Raw genomic sequence first — 15881 nt, 5'->3', positions numbered from 1 at the left:
GAATTTCCCATGAAATACGCTTCCCAGGCGGTCGCGAAACCCTATTTCGTCGCCGCGCTCGCCCTCTTCGTCGCCCAGATCCTGTTCGGCCTCGTGATGGGGCTCCAGTACGTGGTCGGCGACTTCCTCTTTCCTCACATCCCCTTCAACGTGGCGCGGATGGTGCACACCAACGCGCTGATCGTCTGGCTGCTGATGGGGTTCATGGGCGCGGCCTACTACCTCGTACCGGAAGAGGCCGAACGCGAGCTGCACTCACCGCGGCTCGCGCTCGTCACTTTCTGGGTCTTCCTCGTGGCGGCTGGCTTGACGGTGATCGGTTATCTTTCCGTCCCTTATGCCACGCTGGCGAAACTCACCGGCAACGAGTTGCTGCCGACGATGGGGCGCGAATTCCTCGAACAGCCGACCATCACCAAGATCGGCATCGTGCTCGTGGCCCTGTCGCTGCTCTACAACTTGTCGCTGACTTATCTGCACGGACGCAAGACGGCGATCACCTCGGTGCTGCTCTTCGGCCTGTGGGGACTGGCGCTAATGTTCCTCTTCGCTTTCGTCAATCCGATCAACGTGGTGCGCGACAAATTCTACTGGTGGTGGGTGGTGCACCTGTGGGTGGAAGGCGTGTGGGAACTGGTGCTGGGAGCGATCCTCGCCTTCGTGCTCGTCAAGATCACCGGTGTCGACCGTGAGGTGATCGACAAGTGGCTCTACGTGATCGTAACCCTGACGCTGGTGAGCGGACTGATCGGCACGGGGCACCACTACTACTGGATCGGTCTGCCGGAATACTGGCAGTGGCTCGGCTCGCTCTTCTCGGCGCTGGAGCCGTTGCCCTTCTTCGCCATGGTGCTCTTCGCCTTCAACATGGTCAATCGCCGCCGGCGCGATCATCCCAACCGGGCCGCGACGCTGTGGGCACTGGGCACCAGCGTGATGGCCTTCCTCGGCGCGGGGGTCTGGGGATTCCTGCACACGCTCGCGCCGGTGAATTACTACACCCACGGCACGCAGCTCACCGCCTCGCACGGACACATGGCCTTCTACGGCGCCTACGTGATGGTGGTGCTGACGATCCTCTCCTACGCCTGGCCACAGCTGCACGGGCGCACCGCGCAGGGCAACCGCTCGCAGGTGCTGGAGATGTGGGGATTCTGGCTGATGACGGTGTCGATGGTGTTCATCACCCTCTTTCTCACCGCCGCCGGCCTGCTGCAGGTCTGGCTGCAGCGCATGGGTGATACGCCGCTGCCCTTCATGGCGGCGCAGGAGAAAATCGCCTTCTTCTACTGGCTGCGAGAAGGCACGGGCGTGGTGTTCCTGATTGGGCTTTTGACCTACTTGGCGAGTTTCTTCATCGGCGTAAAGGGCAGCCCCGCCTATGGTGGGGCAGCGCGTTCTTGAGCCGGACGACAAAGGGCGGAGGCTCGAGTCTCCGCCCTTTCTTTCCCCCGAACGTTTCAGTGGCTGGTACCGCCGGAGCGTTCCAACTTGTTCGCGACGTTGTACTTGCCGATGGGCTTGTTCATGGGGATGCGGCGCACGAGCTGCAGCGTCTGCGTATCGATCACCCACAAGGCGCCATCGGGAGCCGGCTCCATGACGCTCGCCAGCGCATGGCGGCCATCGCGCGTGAATTCCACGTGCGCAAACGTCTTTCCTGGTTCGGGGCGCAACGTCGCCACGATCTGCAGCGTCTCCTTGTCGAGAACTTGGATGCCGTCGCGACACTCTTTCGTCATCATGCCGTCGACGAAGGCATAGCGGCTGTTCTCATGGGTGCGCACGAAGAACCCCTGCCCGCACAGCGGCACCTCGGCGACGGTATGCCAGTCGTCGAGGTCGATCACCGACAGCACCGGCCGCTGCAGATTGGTCGAGGCCATCAGGGTTCGCCCCTGCCGCTCGAAGACGACGCCGGAACCGAGATGCGGCATCCCGTCGAGGGCGAGTTCGGCCACGGGGCGGCCGACGTCGAGATCGATCACCTGGGCGCGGCCGTCGCGCGAAGCGCCGAGGACGCGGCGGTAGGACGGGTCGAAGAAGAAATCGTCGAGCACCAGATCCAGATCGACGCGGCGCGGATGCAAAAAACCGGGACGGCCGAGCGCCTCGGCCATGCGGTAGTCGTGCACCAGCCCGTCGTAGACCGGGGCGGCGTGCTCGTCGTAGCTCACTTCCCACAGTTGCGGCAGGTCCTTGAGCGCGACGACGAAGCTGCGGCGAGGAGCCGCGTCATAGACGGCCGAGACGCGCGACTCGGTCTTGCCGTCGCGGCTCGTCGCCGTGAGAATCTTCACCGGTTCGAGATCGGCATCGAGGATGACGAGCGTGTGAGGAAGGTAATTGGCCACGGCCACGAAGCGTCCATCCGCCGAGACTGCGAGGTTGCGTGCGTTGATGCCGACGCGCACCTGGGCCACGCGTTCGAGCGCCCACAGGTCGAATTTCTCCACCCAGCCGTCGCGCGAGGCGGTGTAGACGAAGCGTCCGTCCGGCGAGAATTTCGGTCCCCCATGCACGGCGAAATGCGTCGGCAGACGGGCGAGCACGGTGAAGCGATCGCCGTCGAGCACGCTCAGGTGATGATCCCCCTGCTCGACCACGACGAAGAGGTTGCGCGGATCGGCCTCATGGATCGGCCGCGCGAGCGGACGCGGCGGTTGCGCCTCGCGACTGGCGCGAATGTGTTCCTCGTCCCACTGCGGCGGCTCGGCAGCGGGACGCAGCAGCCAAGTGGCGAGCGCGGCGAAGTCCTCCTCGGCCAGCGTCCCGGCAAAAGAGGGCATTTGCGTAGCAGGGCGACCATCGCGGATCACCGCCGCGATCTGTGGCGCCCGCAGGCGCTCCAGGCTCTCGGGCAGCAATGCTGGCCCCAGCCGCCCCCAGCGATCGGGGCCGTGACAGCTCGCACAATGCCGGGCATAGAGGACGGCTGGCTCCTCGGCTCGGGCAAGGGGGACGACGCCGAGCGCCGCGATGAGACAGGCAAGAAGGGGTTTCATGCGGCGATCTCTTCGTCGTAGAGGTAACAACCGGGATCTTCTCCCCAGGGCGATCCGGCACCGATCTTGGCGCGCACGCGCGAACTGCCGTTACACAGGTCGAGGAAACGGCAGCGGGCACAGCGCCCCTCGAGCCGGCGGGGATGTTCGCGCAATCGTGCCAGCAGCATGTCTTCGGCATCGGACCAGATGGCCGAGAAGGGGCGCTCGCGCACATCGCCGAGCCGCAGATGCCACCACATCGTGTCCGGATGCACCTTGCCCAGATTGTCGATGTTGGCGATATTGACGCCGCTCGCGTTGCCCCCCCATTGCCGCAGCTTGGCCTCGATGTGCGCCGCCCGCTCGGGGAAACGCCGCCGCACCCACAGCAGGAAGAAGGCGCCGTCGGCATCCTGGTTGCCGGTGGTGTATTCGCGCTTTCCTCCTTCCTGCCATTCCTGCAGACAGCGCTCGAAGAGCGTCTCCAGCGCCCAGCGGGCGGTCTGGACCGCGGCGTCCTGAGCGCGGTTCTTGCGGCCGCGTCCGGCGTAATTGAGGTGCGAGAGATAGAAGCGGGGCACGTTCTCGGCACGAACCCAGTCAAGAAGCGGCACGAGGTCGGCGGCGTTGCCCTCGGTGAGGGTGAAGCGCACCCCTACCTTGAGGCCGCGCGCCACGGCGCCGCGCACGGCCCGTGCGCTGGCGGCGAACGCCCCCACGTGACGGCGAAAACGGTCGTGCGTGGCCTCTAGCCCGTCGAGGCTGATGCCCACATAGTCGAATTCGGCCGCGGCGATGCGATCGAGCATCGCCTCGTCGATGAGCGTGCCATTGGTCGACAGCGCCACGTACATCCCCTGCGCTTTGGCGTGCGCGGCCAGGGTGAAGAGATCCGGCCGCAGCAACGGCTCGCCGCCGGAGAGGATCAGCGCCGGCACGCGAAAGCGCGCCAGGTCGTCGATCACCGCGAGCGCCTCGGCGGTGCCGAGCTCGCCGGCGAAGTCGGCGTCGGCCGACAGGGAATAGCAGTGCTCGCAAGCGAGGTTGCAGCGCCGGATCAGGTTCCAGATCACCACCGGCCCCGGCGGACGACGGCGCGGTCCGACGGGCGTGGGCGAGAAGAGTTCATCGATGAAGGCGCTCAGGCGAAACACGGTCCTGCTCCTTTCAGAAATCCAGCCGTACACCCGTCTTTTTCAGGATACGGCTGGAGAACAACACCTCGTGAGCGCGCACGGCCCCCGGAAAGCGCGCGGCGAGCAGGGCTGCGACAGAGGCGACCGCCCGCTCCACCTCGACGCGCTCGCGCGCGTGGAACATGGCGAACAAGTTGTAGCGCCACAGCGGCAGGGCACGCGGTCGGCGGTAGCAGTGGCTCACTTCGCCCTGCGCGGCGAGCCATTGCCCGAGCTCGTCGACGCGCTCGTCGTCCACATCCCACACGCTCATGCCATTGGCGACATAGCCCAAGGCATAGTGGTTGGGGGCGGCGGCGATGCGGCGGATCACCCCGACCGCGTGCAACCGCGCGAGCCGTGCGAAGACTTCCTCCGGCGCCCAGCCCAAGCGCTCGGCCAGCGCGTGGTACGGCCGCACTGCGAGCGGCAGCCCTTCCTGCGTAGCCAACATCAACGCCCGGTCCCGCTCGTCGGGCACGAAGGGCGCCTCGCCGTTCATGGACGCAACCTCAAGCGCACGAAATACTCGCGCTCCTTGGGGAAGAGCCACACCGGCAGAGAGACGGCATTCTCGATCGCCCGCGCCGTCTCGACGATTCCCTCGGGGCGCGTGGCCGCGAGCACGAACCACATGTTGAGCGCGTGTTCGCGGCGGTAGTTGTGCGCCACCTGGGGAAAGGCGCCGACGGCGACCGTCACCTCGTCGAAGCGCTCCTCGGGCACCGCCATCGCCGCCAGGCAGAACGCGCCCCCCATGCGCTCGACCTGGAAGAAGGGCCCGAAGCGCGTCACGATCCCCTCGGCGAGATAGCGCCGCAGCCGCTGCAGGACCTCCTCCTCGCTCACCCCGAGCCCTGTGGCCAATACGGCGAAAGGCCGCTCACACAGGGGCAGGTCATCCTGCAGCGCCCACAGCAGCTGCCGATCGAGATCATCGAGCGTCGCCGGCCTCCTCTCTCTCATCGCTCCCGCCCCGTGTAGTCCGCGCCGGTCTGCTTGTATTCCTTGGTGCTGAAAAGCACCCGGTGCGGCCAGCGATCGAGCCCGAGCTCAACCCCAAGACGATGGCGCTCGCGCAACACCGTCTCGCGATCGCGGCCATGGATCATCGCATAGAGGTTGTAGGGCCAGTGCGGAGGCGCGCGGAAACGTTCGTAGCACAAGCTCACCGCCGGCTCGAGAGCAAGCCGCTCGCCTGCCTCGCGCACTGCATCGTCGGACACATCCCACACGCACATGGCATTGGCCCGGTAGCCGAGACGGCGGTGACGCACCACCGCCCCGATGCGGCGCACCACCCTCGTGCCGATCCACTGCTCGAGCTGGGCGATCACCGCCGTCTCCGACCAGCCGATTGCCTCCCCCACCGCGGCATAGGGATGCGGCACCAGCGGCAAACCCGCCGAGAGCGCATGGACCAAGGGTTCCATCTCGGCCGAGAGGCTCGCCTGCGTCGGCACCTCCGCCTTGATTGGCGCGCGTTTCTTCTCTCCAGTCAGATCGAAGCCGAGGTCGACGAAGAATTCGGTGCGCAACGGCAGGGCGATCACCGGTACGTCCAGAGCCCGCTCGATCGCCACGAGTATCGCCCGGCCCCGCGATTCGGAAGGAGACGTGATTACGAACCACAGATTCCATTCGTCCTCGCGGGCATAGTTGTGATTCACCTCGGGAAAGATGCTCACGCACTCGGCAACCGCATCGAGCTTGTCAGGCGGTACGCGCGCGGCCGCGAGCGTACTCCAGCCAAGGCGCCGCGGTGCCCACACCGGCCCCAGCCGCGCCATCCATCCTGCCTTCCGGGCGGCGGCGAACGCCTCGATCACCTCCGTCTCGCCCATTCCCTCGTACCCGGCAACGGCCGCAAAAGGCGAAGGCACGAGCGGGAAACCCCGCTGCCAGCGATTGACGAAGGAAAGCAGCGTATTCATCGGCTCACATTCCGAAACGCGTGGCGCGATAGGTGAAGAAGATGCCGCTGGGGCTGCGGGCCGCGAGGCGGTCGAGCTCCCGGTGTGTCCTCGCATCATAGACCACGATCCGGTCGTCGTCGCGGCACGACACCCACAGCTGATCCCCCTTGGGCGTGAATTCCATGTGCAACACCGCCCGCCCCGGTTCGAGCGTATCGCGCACCGTCAGCGTCTCGGCGTCGATCACCTGCACGCGCCCGTTGTCGGGGAAAGCGAAGTTCACCCAGATCTCCCGTCCATCGGGACGGGCCATGACGAAGACCGGCTGCCCCGCCACCGCCACGCGCCCAAGCTCGCGCCAGTCACGCCGATCGACGACCAGCACTTCGTGCCGCCCGATCGCCGGCAGGAACAGGCGCTCGCCGGCCTGCGCCCAGCCCCGCAGATGCGGCATCTTATAGACGGGCAGAGGGGTCTCGCCCCGGCCATATCCGTCAAGGATACGACGCACCCCGGCCTCCGGATGCCAGGAATCCCACAGCGCCACACCATCTTCGCCAAAAAGCCCGGCAAGGTAGAAACGCCCGTCCGGAGTCACCAGTCCGTCATAGGGCTGGCGACCGGCAGAGGCGCACTCCGTACGGGGAGTGTCGGGCACGGAGAAGTCGCTCACACAGATCTCCCCGGCATCGAAGAGCGCGTAGGCGAAACGCTGCCCCGGCAGATCGGCCAACCCTACCACTTTCGATGCCTTGCCATCCGGCCCCGGCTTGGTCGGCACCTCCGCCACCAGGTGTAGATCGTCGGCGGAAAACGCCTTGATGCCGCCGGGTTCGTAGTTCTGCGCCACCACCAGCCGCCCGTCCTGCGAAATGGCCCCACCGATGGAATTTCCTGCCTGCTGCACGCGGGCGACGATGCCCGGTCGCAGCAGATCCAGCTTGGTGAGCGCCCCGTCGCGGCCGAAGACGTAGGCAAAGCGCTGGTCGCGCGAGAAAACCACTGAGGCATGCGACAGATCCCCCAGCCCTTCGACGCGGGCGAGCACCTCGGGCGTGGTGTGCGCCACGATCAGCACGCTGCCGCTCGCCCGCTCGATCACCACTCCCAGATCGCCCGTACCGCGCTCCTGCGCCCCAGACAGTCCTACGACGCCGGCACTCAGTGCGAAGACGAACCAGCGGGCAGCGGAGGAAAGCCTTCTTGCAAACGCTCGACGATCCATGTGATCTCCTCCGTACCGAGTAGCCCCAAAAAGGGCGGCATCGGCGTGCCGGGGCGGCCTTGGGCGATCGCCGCCGCCAGCATCTCCCCGTCCTTGCCGGCGAGCCGCTCCGCCGTGAGCGCCGGCCCCAGCCCACCTCGCAGGCTCAGGCCGTGGCAAGCACCGCAGTCCTGGCGCACCAGGCGCACGAGCGCCTCCTGACGCTCTACCCCCGGTTCGGCGTGGACCGCAGCGGCGAAGACCAGCCCCCAAGCCACGCCGAATACCCCCTGCCAGCACCGCATCCCCTCGCCCTTCGTCTCAATAGACGTCATGCTGCGTGTTATAGACGTTGAAGTGCCCCGTCGGCGTGATCAAGCGCGGATCCTTGATCACCGCTTTCAGCTGCAGCGTCTTGTCATCGACGATGACCAGCGCCGACTGCTTGTCTTTCGCCGACCACACGGCGAACCACACTTCAGTGCCGTCCTTGTTGAATTCGGGCTGCACCACCCGCTTGGCCCCGTCGTCATCGATCCCCGCCCATTCGGCGATTGGCAGCACCTTGAAGCCTTTGTCCAAAGCATCGATGTCGAACACCGCCACCGATTGCGAAATCTTCGCATCTGGGTTGAGCGGGGTATCCACGTAGAGATGCTTGGACTTCGGGTGCGTCTTGATGAAGAGGCTCCCTCCACCTTGGCCGGGCAAGGACTGCACCACTTTCCAGGCATATTGCGGGTGCTTTTGCGGGTCGGTGCCGATGAGCGCGATCGAATCGTCGCCCAGATGCCCCGTCGCCCACACTGGACCGTACTTCGGGTGGACGAAGTTCGCGCCGCGCCCCGGGTGCGGAATCTTGCCGACATCGACGAGCGCGGCGCGTTTGCCTTCCTTGGCGTCGATCACCGCCACCTTGTTCGACTGGTTCGCCGCCACGAGGAAATAGCGTTTCGAGGCATCCCAGCCGCCGTCGTGCAGGAAACGCGCCATCTCGATTTCGGTGATCTTCAGGTTGTGCAGATCGGTGTAATCGACGAGGTGCGCCTTGCCTGTCTCCTTGATGTTCACGACGAATTCCGGCCGGAAATGACTCGCCACGATGGAAGCCACCCTCGGCTCGGGATGATATTCCTGCGTGTCGACCGTCATGCCGCGCGTGGCGACGATCTTGAGCGGCTCGAGCGTGTCCGCATTCATGATGACGTACTGGGGCGGCCAATAGGAACCGGCAATGGCGTATTTGTCCTCATAGCCCTTGTACTTGGAAGTCTCGACCGAACGCGCCTCCAGGCCGACGCGAATCTCGGCCACGGTGTCCGGTTTCTCCATCCACAGGTCGATGAGGTTGATCTTGGCGTCGCGCCCGATCACGTAGAGATAGCGCCCGGAAGCAGAAAGCCGCGAGATATGCACCGCGTAGCCCGTCGGGATGATGGCGATGATTTGTTTCGTGTCCCCGTCGATCAGCGCCACCTGGCCGGCGTCACGCAGCGTCACCGAGAAGAGGTTGTCGAGGTTGTAGGCATTCATCTTCTTCTTCGGTCGCTCCTGCGGCGGCACCAGCACTTTCCAGGTCGCCTTCATCTCCGGCATGCCGTATTCGGGCGGCTGCGGCGGCGTCTGCTGCACGTAGCGCGCCATGAGGTCGACCTCTTCGTCGGTAAGCTCGCCCGAAGTGCCCCAATTGGGCATCCCCGCCGGCGAGCCGTACTTGATGAAGACCTTCAGGTACTCGCTGCCTTTCTCCAGAGTGATGTCCGGCGTGAGTGGCTTGCCCGTGGCCCCCTTGCGCAGCACGCCGTGACAACCGGCGCACCGTTCGAAATAGATCTTGCGCCCTTTCTCGAACTCCGTCTTGGTCATCGGCGGCGCTTTCGGATTGATGTCCTGGTACATCTCCACCTCGGCCAAGGGCGAGCTGCCGGCCTGATAGCGGATCTCCTCCTCGGTGACCGGCTTCTCCTGTGCCCAGGCCATGCCAATGGCCAGCGGCAGCACCGCCAGCGTGCCCAACGCTTTTCTGCTCCGTCCCATGATCGATCCTCCCCGCCGATGAAAAAATTTGCGATGCTTCCACTCTAGAGACGACGCAAGGCGATTTCCTTGACACAAGTCAATTCGAAGAAAATGGTCTTCGCCGCACCATCTTGACTGCGATCAAGGACGATCTGACGCCTGAAAAGCACAATGTCCCCCAACCCTGCCTGCGGAGTCTCTCGATGACCGGCATCCCTCTGCAAGAACCGCACCCACCCACCTCCGCCCGTCCGAGCCTTGCCGCCTGGCTGGCGATGGCCTTCCGCCCCTTTTATCTGCTCGGAGCCCTGCTCGCGGTGCTCGCCGTACCTTACTGGGCGGTCACCCTGCGCGGCGCACCTGCCCTGCCGGGCGTGTGGTGGCATGCGCACGAGATGGTCTGGGGCTTCGGCGCAGCGATCGTCGTCGGTTTTCTGCATACGGCGGTGGCAAGCTGGACGGGACAGCCGCCGCTTCGCGGCGTCCGTCTCGGCGTGCTCGTGCTGCTGTGGCTCGTGGCTCGGCTGGCTTGGTTCCTCGGCGAGCGCGCCTTTCCTGCCGCTGCAGGCGCCGCGCTTGCCTTTCTTCTCCTTGCCGCGTTCTGGCTCGCCCGCTCCGTGCTCGCCGCGCGTAACCGGCGCAACTACGTCGTGCCGTTCCTGCTGCTGCTGTTCGCGGGCTTCGAGGCGGGGTTTTTCTGCACGGTGCAAGGAAAACTCGACGGCGAACCCCTCGCCTGGCTCGATGCCGGCGCCCTGTGGCTCGCCGGGATGATCTTCTTCCTCGGCATGCGGGTCATCGCCTTCTTCACCAGCCGGGCGCTCGGTCTGCCGCAAGTCCCCAATCCAGCCTGGGTGCAGGCCGGTACCGTGGTCGGCGGGTTTGCGCTGGCGCTTGCCACGGCCCTCGGTGCGCCCGCACCGCTCATCGCCGTGCTCGCCGTGGTGACGTCCGGCATCGCCCTGCGCCAGAGCCGGCGCTGGCTGCACCGGACCGTCTGGACCAACCCCATGGTGTGGATCTTGCATCTCGGCTTCGCCCTGACGGCGGCAGGGGTCCTCGCCTACGGGCTGGCCGCTTTCGCCCCGTCCTGGCGCAGCGCCGCGGTGCACCTGCTCACGGTGGGCGGCATCGGCTCCATGACGCTCGGCATGATGACGCGCACGGCGCTCGGCCACACCGGCGATCACCCCAACCGCACCCCTCGCGGCCTCCACTCCGCCTTCCTCGTGCTGCTCGCCGCGGCGCTGCTGCGCGAACTCGCGACCTTCCCGGCCATGGGGAACGGCATGCTGCACGCAAGCGCCTTCGCCTTTGCGCTCGCCTATCTCCTCTACCTGTGGCGTTTCGTCCCGCGCCTCGTGCGCCCGCGCCCCGATGGACGTCCCGGTTGAACGCCCGCGCTCTTTCCATCTTCCCGCGCGGCATGAAGACGCAGGCCAAACCGTGGTACAAACCGCAACCAGGATAAAGACCGCAGGGAACGAGACGATGAAGCGGAAAACGATCGCACCGAAAGTCTATCTGGTGGGCGCCGGCCCCGGCGACCCGGAACTGCTCACCGTGCGAGCACTGCGCCTGCTGCAGGCCGCCGAGGTGCTCGTCTACGACAACCTGGTGAGCCCGGCCGTGCTCGAGTGCGTCCGCCCCGAGGCGCGGCGCGTCTTCGTCGGCAAGCGCGCCGGCCGGCATACGCTCCCCCAGGAGGAGATCAACGCGCTTCTCGTCGAACTCGGGCAGACCGGCGCAGTGGTCGTGCGGCTCAAGGGGGGCGACCCCTACATTTTCGGGCGCGGCGGGGAAGAAGCCGAAGCGCTCGCCGCAGCCGGCATCCCTTTCGAGGTCGTGCCCGGCATCACGGCGGCCTGCGGCATGGCCGCGAGCCAGGGCATTCCCCTCACGCACCGCGACCACGCCCAATCCTGCCTCTTCGTCACCGGGCATCTCAAGGACGGCGCCCTGCTGCTCGACTGGGAAGCGCTCGCCCGGCCGCGCCAGACGGTGGTCTTCTACATGGGGGTGAGCACCCTGCCCACGATCTGCCGCGAACTCGTCGCCCACGGCCTGCCGGCCGACACGCCCGCGGCCGTGGTGCGCAACGCGACGCTGCCCGATGCCGAACGCCTCAGCGGCACGCTGGCGAGCCTGCCTGCCTTGGCGGCCGCCGCCGAACTCGCCCCGCCGGCGCTACTGGTGGTGGGCGACGTGGTAGGGCTCGCCGAGCGGCTCGCGCCCCGAGCGGCGGCCCTTGCTGAATCCACTGTCACATCGAAAGCCACGCCATGACGCTTCCCGCCTATGAACCGGCCAGCGACGAGGTCGAACTCTTCGAACACGCCTGGCGCAACCGCCTGCCCGTGCTCATCAAAGGCCCCACAGGGGTGGGCAAGACCCGCTTCGTCACCCACATGGCGGCGCGCCTTGGCCTACCGCTCTTCTCCGTGGCCTGCCACGACGATCTGACCGCCGCCGACCTCGTTGGACGCCATCTCGTGCAAAACGGACAGACCGTGTGGCAGGACGGGCCGCTCACGCGCGCCGTGCGCGAGGGCGGCATCTGCTATCTCGACGAGATCGTCGAGGCGCGCAAGGACGTCACCGTCGTCATCCATCCGCTCGCCGACCACCGCCGCACACTGCCGCTCGAGCGCACGGGTGAGCTGCTGGCCGCACCGCCCGAATTCATGCTGGTCGTCTCCTACAATCCCGGCTACCAGAATTTCCTCAAAGGGCTCAAACCCTCCACCCGGCAACGTTTCGTGGCGCTGCGTTTCGGCTTTCCCGACGAGGCGCGCGAAATCCGCATCCTGCAGCGGGAAACGGGGTGCGACGCCTTACTCGCGCGGCGTCTCGTCGCCCTGGGTAACGCCATCCGCCGGCTCGACGGGGTCGATCTCGAAGAAGTGGCCTCGACGCGGCTCCTCGTTTATGCCGCCCTGCTGATCCGCGGCGGCCTGCCGGTGCTCGCCGCCTGCCGCGCGGCGCTCGTCGAGGCGCTGTCCGACGATGCCGAGGTCACCGCCGGGCTCGAAGAGCTGGTGCGCACCGTGCTCGGCGAATAGCCATGGAGACCTGGGCCGGAGCGCTGTGGGATCGCTGGGTGCGGCACCTCGCCGAAGCGCACCACCCCCAGGCCGAAATCCGCCTCGAATCCTTACGGCGCCCCCTGTCGGTATTCTTCCGCGGCGTGGGCGGCGAGGCCGGACGCAGATTCGCCGTGGCCGAACGCCGTATCCACGAAGGGCGGCGTACGTGGCGCGAACGGCTCGCCGGAACCGGCCGTCTTACCGAACTTCCCCATCTCACCGCCGACGAGCTGCGCCTTCCCGCCGCGATCGCCCATTTTCCCAAACGCCCCCTCAACCGCGACCTCTATTTCTGGCTCGCCCTGCTCGCCGCCCATTTCGTCCCCAACGGCGAACCGTGGTGGCTCGCCAACCAGCGCGCCACCGCCGTGGCGCTCGCCCGCTACCCTGCGTGGCAGGAACGCTATGATCGCCTCGTCGCAGCAAGCCTCGCGCTTCGCCCCCTACCGCACCAGCTGCCCCCGGTCGACGCTGCCGTGGAAGAAGCGATCCGCGCCGCCCTGCGCGCTCCCGGCAGCGTGCGCACCTTTCCGGCCTCACCGCGCCCACCGCGGCCGGTGATGCTGTGGCTGATGCCTCAGGAGACCGATGCCGCAGCGGCTCGGCGCCGTCCCCCGCCTACCGCCAAGGACGGGGCTTCCTCTTCGGCCGCGGCCCCGATCCAGACCGAGGCGACGGAAGACCCTGGCTCGCAGCACGGCATGCTGCTCGCGTTTCGCGCCGAGAGCCTGCTGTGCTGGGCGGAATACGTGCGCGTCGACCGCTCGCTCGAAGACGCCGAGGGGGACGAAGCCGGACGTGCCGCCGCCCAGCTCGAACGGCTGGCGCTCGCCGAGGACTCCGACCCCGTCGCCTCCCGCGTGCGCATGGACCTGGAACGCCCGCCCGCCGCAGACGCCGATGAAAGGCTGAGGGAGGGAATCCTGCTGCCCGAATGGGATTATCGCCGCGGCCAGTACCGCCCCGATCACTGCCGCATCGATCTGCCCCGTGACGAGGCGATGCCCGCCCCTTTGCCCGGACAGCTTCGCCCGCTCACGCAACGACTGCGCGCCGAACTCGAACGCATCCGCAGCGAGCGCCGGCCCCAGGCGGGTCAGCCCGAGGGCGACGCGCTCGATCTTGACGACTGGGTCCGTCGCCACGCCGAACTGCGCTCCGGCTGCCCCGTCTCGGCGCAACCGCGCTATATCGACACCCCGCGCACGGCGCGCGACCTCTCCTGCCTGCTGCTCGCCGACGTGTCGCTGTCTACCGACGCGCACGCCGATGATGCGCACCGCGTCATCGATGTGATCCGCGACGCGCTGCTCGTGTTCACCGAGGCGATCGAAGCGGCGGGCGACGCCCTTGCCGTGGCCGCCTTTTCCTCGCTCGGCCACGCACACGTGCGTTACCATCGACTCAAAGATTTCGGCGAGCGCAACGGGCCGGCCGTGCGCGGTCGCATCCTCGCGCTACGCCCCGGCGACTACACCCGCCTCGGCGCAGCCATCCGCCACGCCGCCGACCGGCTCGCCGCCACGGCTTCGCGGCAAAAACTGCTGCTCGTGCTCACCGACGGCAAACCGCACGACATCGACCACTACGACGGCCGCTACGGCATCGAAGACACACGGCGCGCCCTCTTCGAATGCCGCCGGCGCGGTATCCGCCCCTTCTGCGTCGCGATCGACCGCGAAGCCGCCGATGTTCTGCCCTACCTCTTCGGCCATGATGGCCACGTCGTCGTGCAGCGCCTCGGCGAACTCGCCGCCCGCCTGCCTCGGCTCTACGCCGAGCTCACCCAGCCGTGAAACCGCTCGCATTCAGCGCCGCTCTTCCCTCCCCCCATAATCCCTCAACCGCCCCACGTCCGGCACCACCACCCTACGCCCTTCGGATCGCAACACTCCCTGCTGCGCGAGCTCATGGAAAACGCGCGACAGCGTCTCCGGCGTCAGGTTGAGGCGCGAGGCGATCACGTAGCGCGGCAGTGGCAGCTCGATCGTTGCCTCCCCGCGCTCGTGCTCGCAGGATTGCAGCAGATAGCCGATCACCCGCTGGGCCGCCGTCTGCAACGAATACGCCTCGATATCGCGCACCATGACGCGCAACCGCATCGCCATGCCGGCGAGCATGCGACGGCAAAAGTCCGGCCGACGCTCCAGCAATTCATCCACCGCCTCCTTGGGCACGAAGACGAGCTCGGCCTCGCCGAGCGCCGCCGTCGACACCGGATACGGTTGGTCGAGAAACATCACCGCCTCGCCGAAGGTCCCGCCCGGCCCGACGGTGTCGACGATCTTCTCCGCCCCCGAAGGAGAATCGAGAAACAGTTTGATGCGCCCGCGCTCCACCAGGTAAAAACCGCGCGCCGGCTCGCCGCGCAAGAACAGCACCTCGTCGCGCGCGAGCTGCACTGGCCGGCAGCGCCGCGCCAGCGCTTCCAACTCCTCCTCGTCCAGCAAGGCGAACAATGCCACCCGTCGCAGCCGGTTCGCGAGATGCTGCGTCTCGTCCATCATCCCCCCTCAATACAGCCGCGGCTCCCCCGGAGGCCGCGTCTTGAAGCGCCGGTGCACCCAATGGTACTGCGCCGGCATGCGACGGATCTCGCCTTCGAGCCAGCGGTTCATGCGTGCCGCGTCGGCTACTTCGTCTTCGGAAGGGAAATCCGCCCAGGGTTCGCCGAAGCGCGTCACGTAGCCCTTTCCATCGGGCAGCATCTCGGTGACGCAGGGCACCACCGCCGCGCCGGTGAGCCGCGCCAGGCGCGACAGACCCGTGATCGTGGCCGCCGGCACACCGAAGAACGGCACGAAGACGGACTCCTTGCGCCCGTAATCCAGGTCGGGCAGGTAATAGAGCGGCCGACCGGCGCGCAAAGCGCGCACCACCGGTCGGATACCGTCCTGGCGCGCCACCTGCAGCTGATCGCCGAAGCGGGAACGCCCCCAGTTGAGCCATCGATCGGCCACCGGGTCCCTTTTGGGGCGCGAATAGACGTAGACCCCGTCGTACTCCATCGCCACGCGCGTGCCGCCCATGTCCAGCCCAAGAAAGTGGGGCACGAGCAGGATCACCGGTCGTCCCTGGGCGCGCACGCCATCCGGATGCTCCTTGCCCTCGAGCCGCACCAGCCGCCGGATGCGCTCGGCCGGGGCAAACCAGGAAATCCCCCGCTCCAGGATGCTGCGCCCCAGCAGGCGGAAGTGCTCGCGCAGCACGGCACGCCGCTCGGCCTCCGTCCATTCGGAAAAGCACAGCCGCAGATTCACCTCGGCCACGTGGCGCCGCGAGCGCGCCAGATGAAAGAGCAGCGCCCCGAAACCGCGGCCGAGCGCCGCCAGCAGCGGCAGCGGCAGCCAATGCAACACCCACAGCAAGGCAACCAGCAGACGGGACATTTCCTCATTACCTTGAAGAAGATTTATAATTATCGCTCATCCGCCGAGTTAATCCGACAACTTGCGGGGCGGAGAGCTTGTGAAGAAATCGTCGCGAGCGGGTCG

At 66.9% G+C, this 15881-nt stretch carries 15 protein-coding genes; 5 read left to right on the top strand and 10 right to left on the bottom strand.

From position 1 onward, the window contains the following. Positions 1 to 9: 9 nt before the first annotated feature. A complete protein-coding gene (locus EPD82_RS06490) occupies positions 10 to 1404 on the top strand; it encodes a cbb3-type cytochrome c oxidase subunit I (RefSeq protein WP_141056171.1) in 1395 nt (464 codons plus the stop codon). 56 nt (positions 1405 to 1460) lie between these two features. On the opposite strand, the gene EPD82_RS06485 is transcribed toward EPD82_RS06490, so the two are convergent. The 8 genes from EPD82_RS06485 to EPD82_RS06450 are packed head-to-tail and all read right to left on the bottom strand — an operon-like array spanning position 1461 to position 9319. Next, positions 1461 to 3005 (bottom strand): nitrite reductase, encoded by a 1545-nt coding sequence (locus tag EPD82_RS06485; RefSeq protein ID WP_141056170.1) that lies wholly within the window; start codon positions 3003 to 3005, stop codon positions 1461 to 1463. Beyond that, the gene (gene nirJ, locus EPD82_RS06480; RefSeq protein ID WP_141056169.1) at positions 3002 to 4141 is read right to left on the bottom strand and encodes a heme d1 biosynthesis radical SAM protein NirJ; all 1140 of its coding nucleotides are present in this window, start codon (positions 4139 to 4141) and stop codon (positions 3002 to 3004) included. Before nirJ ends, EPD82_RS06485 begins: the two co-directional genes overlap by 4 nt. A 13-nt stretch (positions 4142 to 4154) precedes the next feature. Next, positions 4155 to 4664 (bottom strand): siroheme decarboxylase subunit beta, encoded by a 510-nt coding sequence (gene ahbB, locus EPD82_RS06475; protein WP_141056168.1) that lies wholly within the window; start codon positions 4662 to 4664, stop codon positions 4155 to 4157. Next, positions 4661 to 5128, bottom strand: coding sequence for an Lrp/AsnC family transcriptional regulator (locus EPD82_RS06470; protein ID WP_055423955.1), 468 nt, complete (start codon positions 5126 to 5128; stop codon positions 4661 to 4663). Before EPD82_RS06470 ends, ahbB (EPD82_RS06475) begins: the two co-directional genes overlap by 4 nt. Further along, the gene (gene ahbB / locus EPD82_RS06465) at positions 5125 to 6096 is read right to left on the bottom strand and encodes a siroheme decarboxylase subunit beta (protein ID WP_141056167.1); all 972 of its coding nucleotides are present in this window, start codon (positions 6094 to 6096) and stop codon (positions 5125 to 5127) included. The genes EPD82_RS06470 and ahbB (EPD82_RS06465) overlap by 4 nt, the downstream gene beginning before the upstream one ends. 4 nt (positions 6097 to 6100) lie before the next feature. Next, positions 6101 to 7303 (bottom strand): cytochrome D1 domain-containing protein, encoded by a 1203-nt coding sequence (locus EPD82_RS06460; RefSeq protein ID WP_141056166.1) that lies wholly within the window; start codon positions 7301 to 7303, stop codon positions 6101 to 6103. Beyond that, entirely contained in the window at positions 7240 to 7587 is a 348-nt protein-coding gene (locus EPD82_RS06455; protein ID WP_141056188.1) for a c-type cytochrome, read from the bottom strand. Before EPD82_RS06455 ends, EPD82_RS06460 begins: the two co-directional genes overlap by 64 nt. Before the next feature lie 16 nt (positions 7588 to 7603). Further along, on the bottom strand, positions 7604 to 9319 hold the full coding sequence (locus EPD82_RS06450; RefSeq protein ID WP_141056165.1) for a nitrite reductase: 1716 nt from the start codon (positions 9317 to 9319) through the stop codon (positions 7604 to 7606). 185 nt (positions 9320 to 9504) lie between these two features. Between EPD82_RS06450 and EPD82_RS06445 the strand changes: the two genes are divergently transcribed. The 4 genes from EPD82_RS06445 to EPD82_RS06430 all read left to right on the top strand — a co-directional run bounded on the left by EPD82_RS06445 (position 9505) and on the right by EPD82_RS06430 (position 14183). After that, positions 9505 to 10695 (top strand): NnrS family protein, encoded by a 1191-nt coding sequence (locus EPD82_RS06445; RefSeq protein WP_141056164.1) that lies wholly within the window; start codon positions 9505 to 9507, stop codon positions 10693 to 10695. 97 nt (positions 10696 to 10792) lie between these two features. After that, positions 10793 to 11587: a uroporphyrinogen-III C-methyltransferase gene (gene cobA, locus EPD82_RS06440; protein ID WP_055423961.1), complete on the top strand. Its 795-nt coding sequence runs from the start codon at positions 10793 to 10795 to the stop codon at positions 11585 to 11587. Then, the gene (locus tag EPD82_RS06435) at positions 11584 to 12363 is read left to right on the top strand and encodes a CbbQ/NirQ/NorQ/GpvN family protein (protein WP_028873875.1); all 780 of its coding nucleotides are present in this window, start codon (positions 11584 to 11586) and stop codon (positions 12361 to 12363) included. The genes cobA and EPD82_RS06435 overlap by 4 nt, the downstream gene beginning before the upstream one ends. Positions 12364 to 12365: 2 nt before the next feature. Continuing rightward, positions 12366 to 14183 (top strand): nitric oxide reductase activation protein NorD, encoded by a 1818-nt coding sequence (locus EPD82_RS06430; RefSeq protein WP_055423962.1) that lies wholly within the window; start codon positions 12366 to 12368, stop codon positions 14181 to 14183. Positions 14184 to 14195: 12 nt separating this feature from the next. On the opposite strand, the gene EPD82_RS06425 is transcribed toward EPD82_RS06430, so the two are convergent. Both EPD82_RS06425 and EPD82_RS06420 read right to left on the bottom strand, forming a co-directional pair. Continuing rightward, positions 14196 to 14894 (bottom strand): Crp/Fnr family transcriptional regulator, encoded by a 699-nt coding sequence (locus EPD82_RS06425; RefSeq protein WP_055423963.1) that lies wholly within the window; start codon positions 14892 to 14894, stop codon positions 14196 to 14198. 6 nt (positions 14895 to 14900) lie between these two features. Then, positions 14901 to 15776, bottom strand: a complete 876-nt coding sequence (locus EPD82_RS06420) for a lysophospholipid acyltransferase family protein (protein WP_028873872.1) — start codon at positions 15774 to 15776, stop codon at positions 14901 to 14903. Positions 15777 to 15881 lie beyond the last annotated feature (105 nt).

Origin of the sequence: Tepidiphilus succinatimandens, from assembly GCF_006503695.1 — a bacterium.
GTDB classification, from domain to species: domain Bacteria; phylum Pseudomonadota; class Gammaproteobacteria; order Burkholderiales; family Rhodocyclaceae; genus Tepidiphilus; species Tepidiphilus succinatimandens.
Note: the sequence above shows the minus strand (reverse complement) of the source record. Positions and strands in the feature narration are given on the sequence as shown.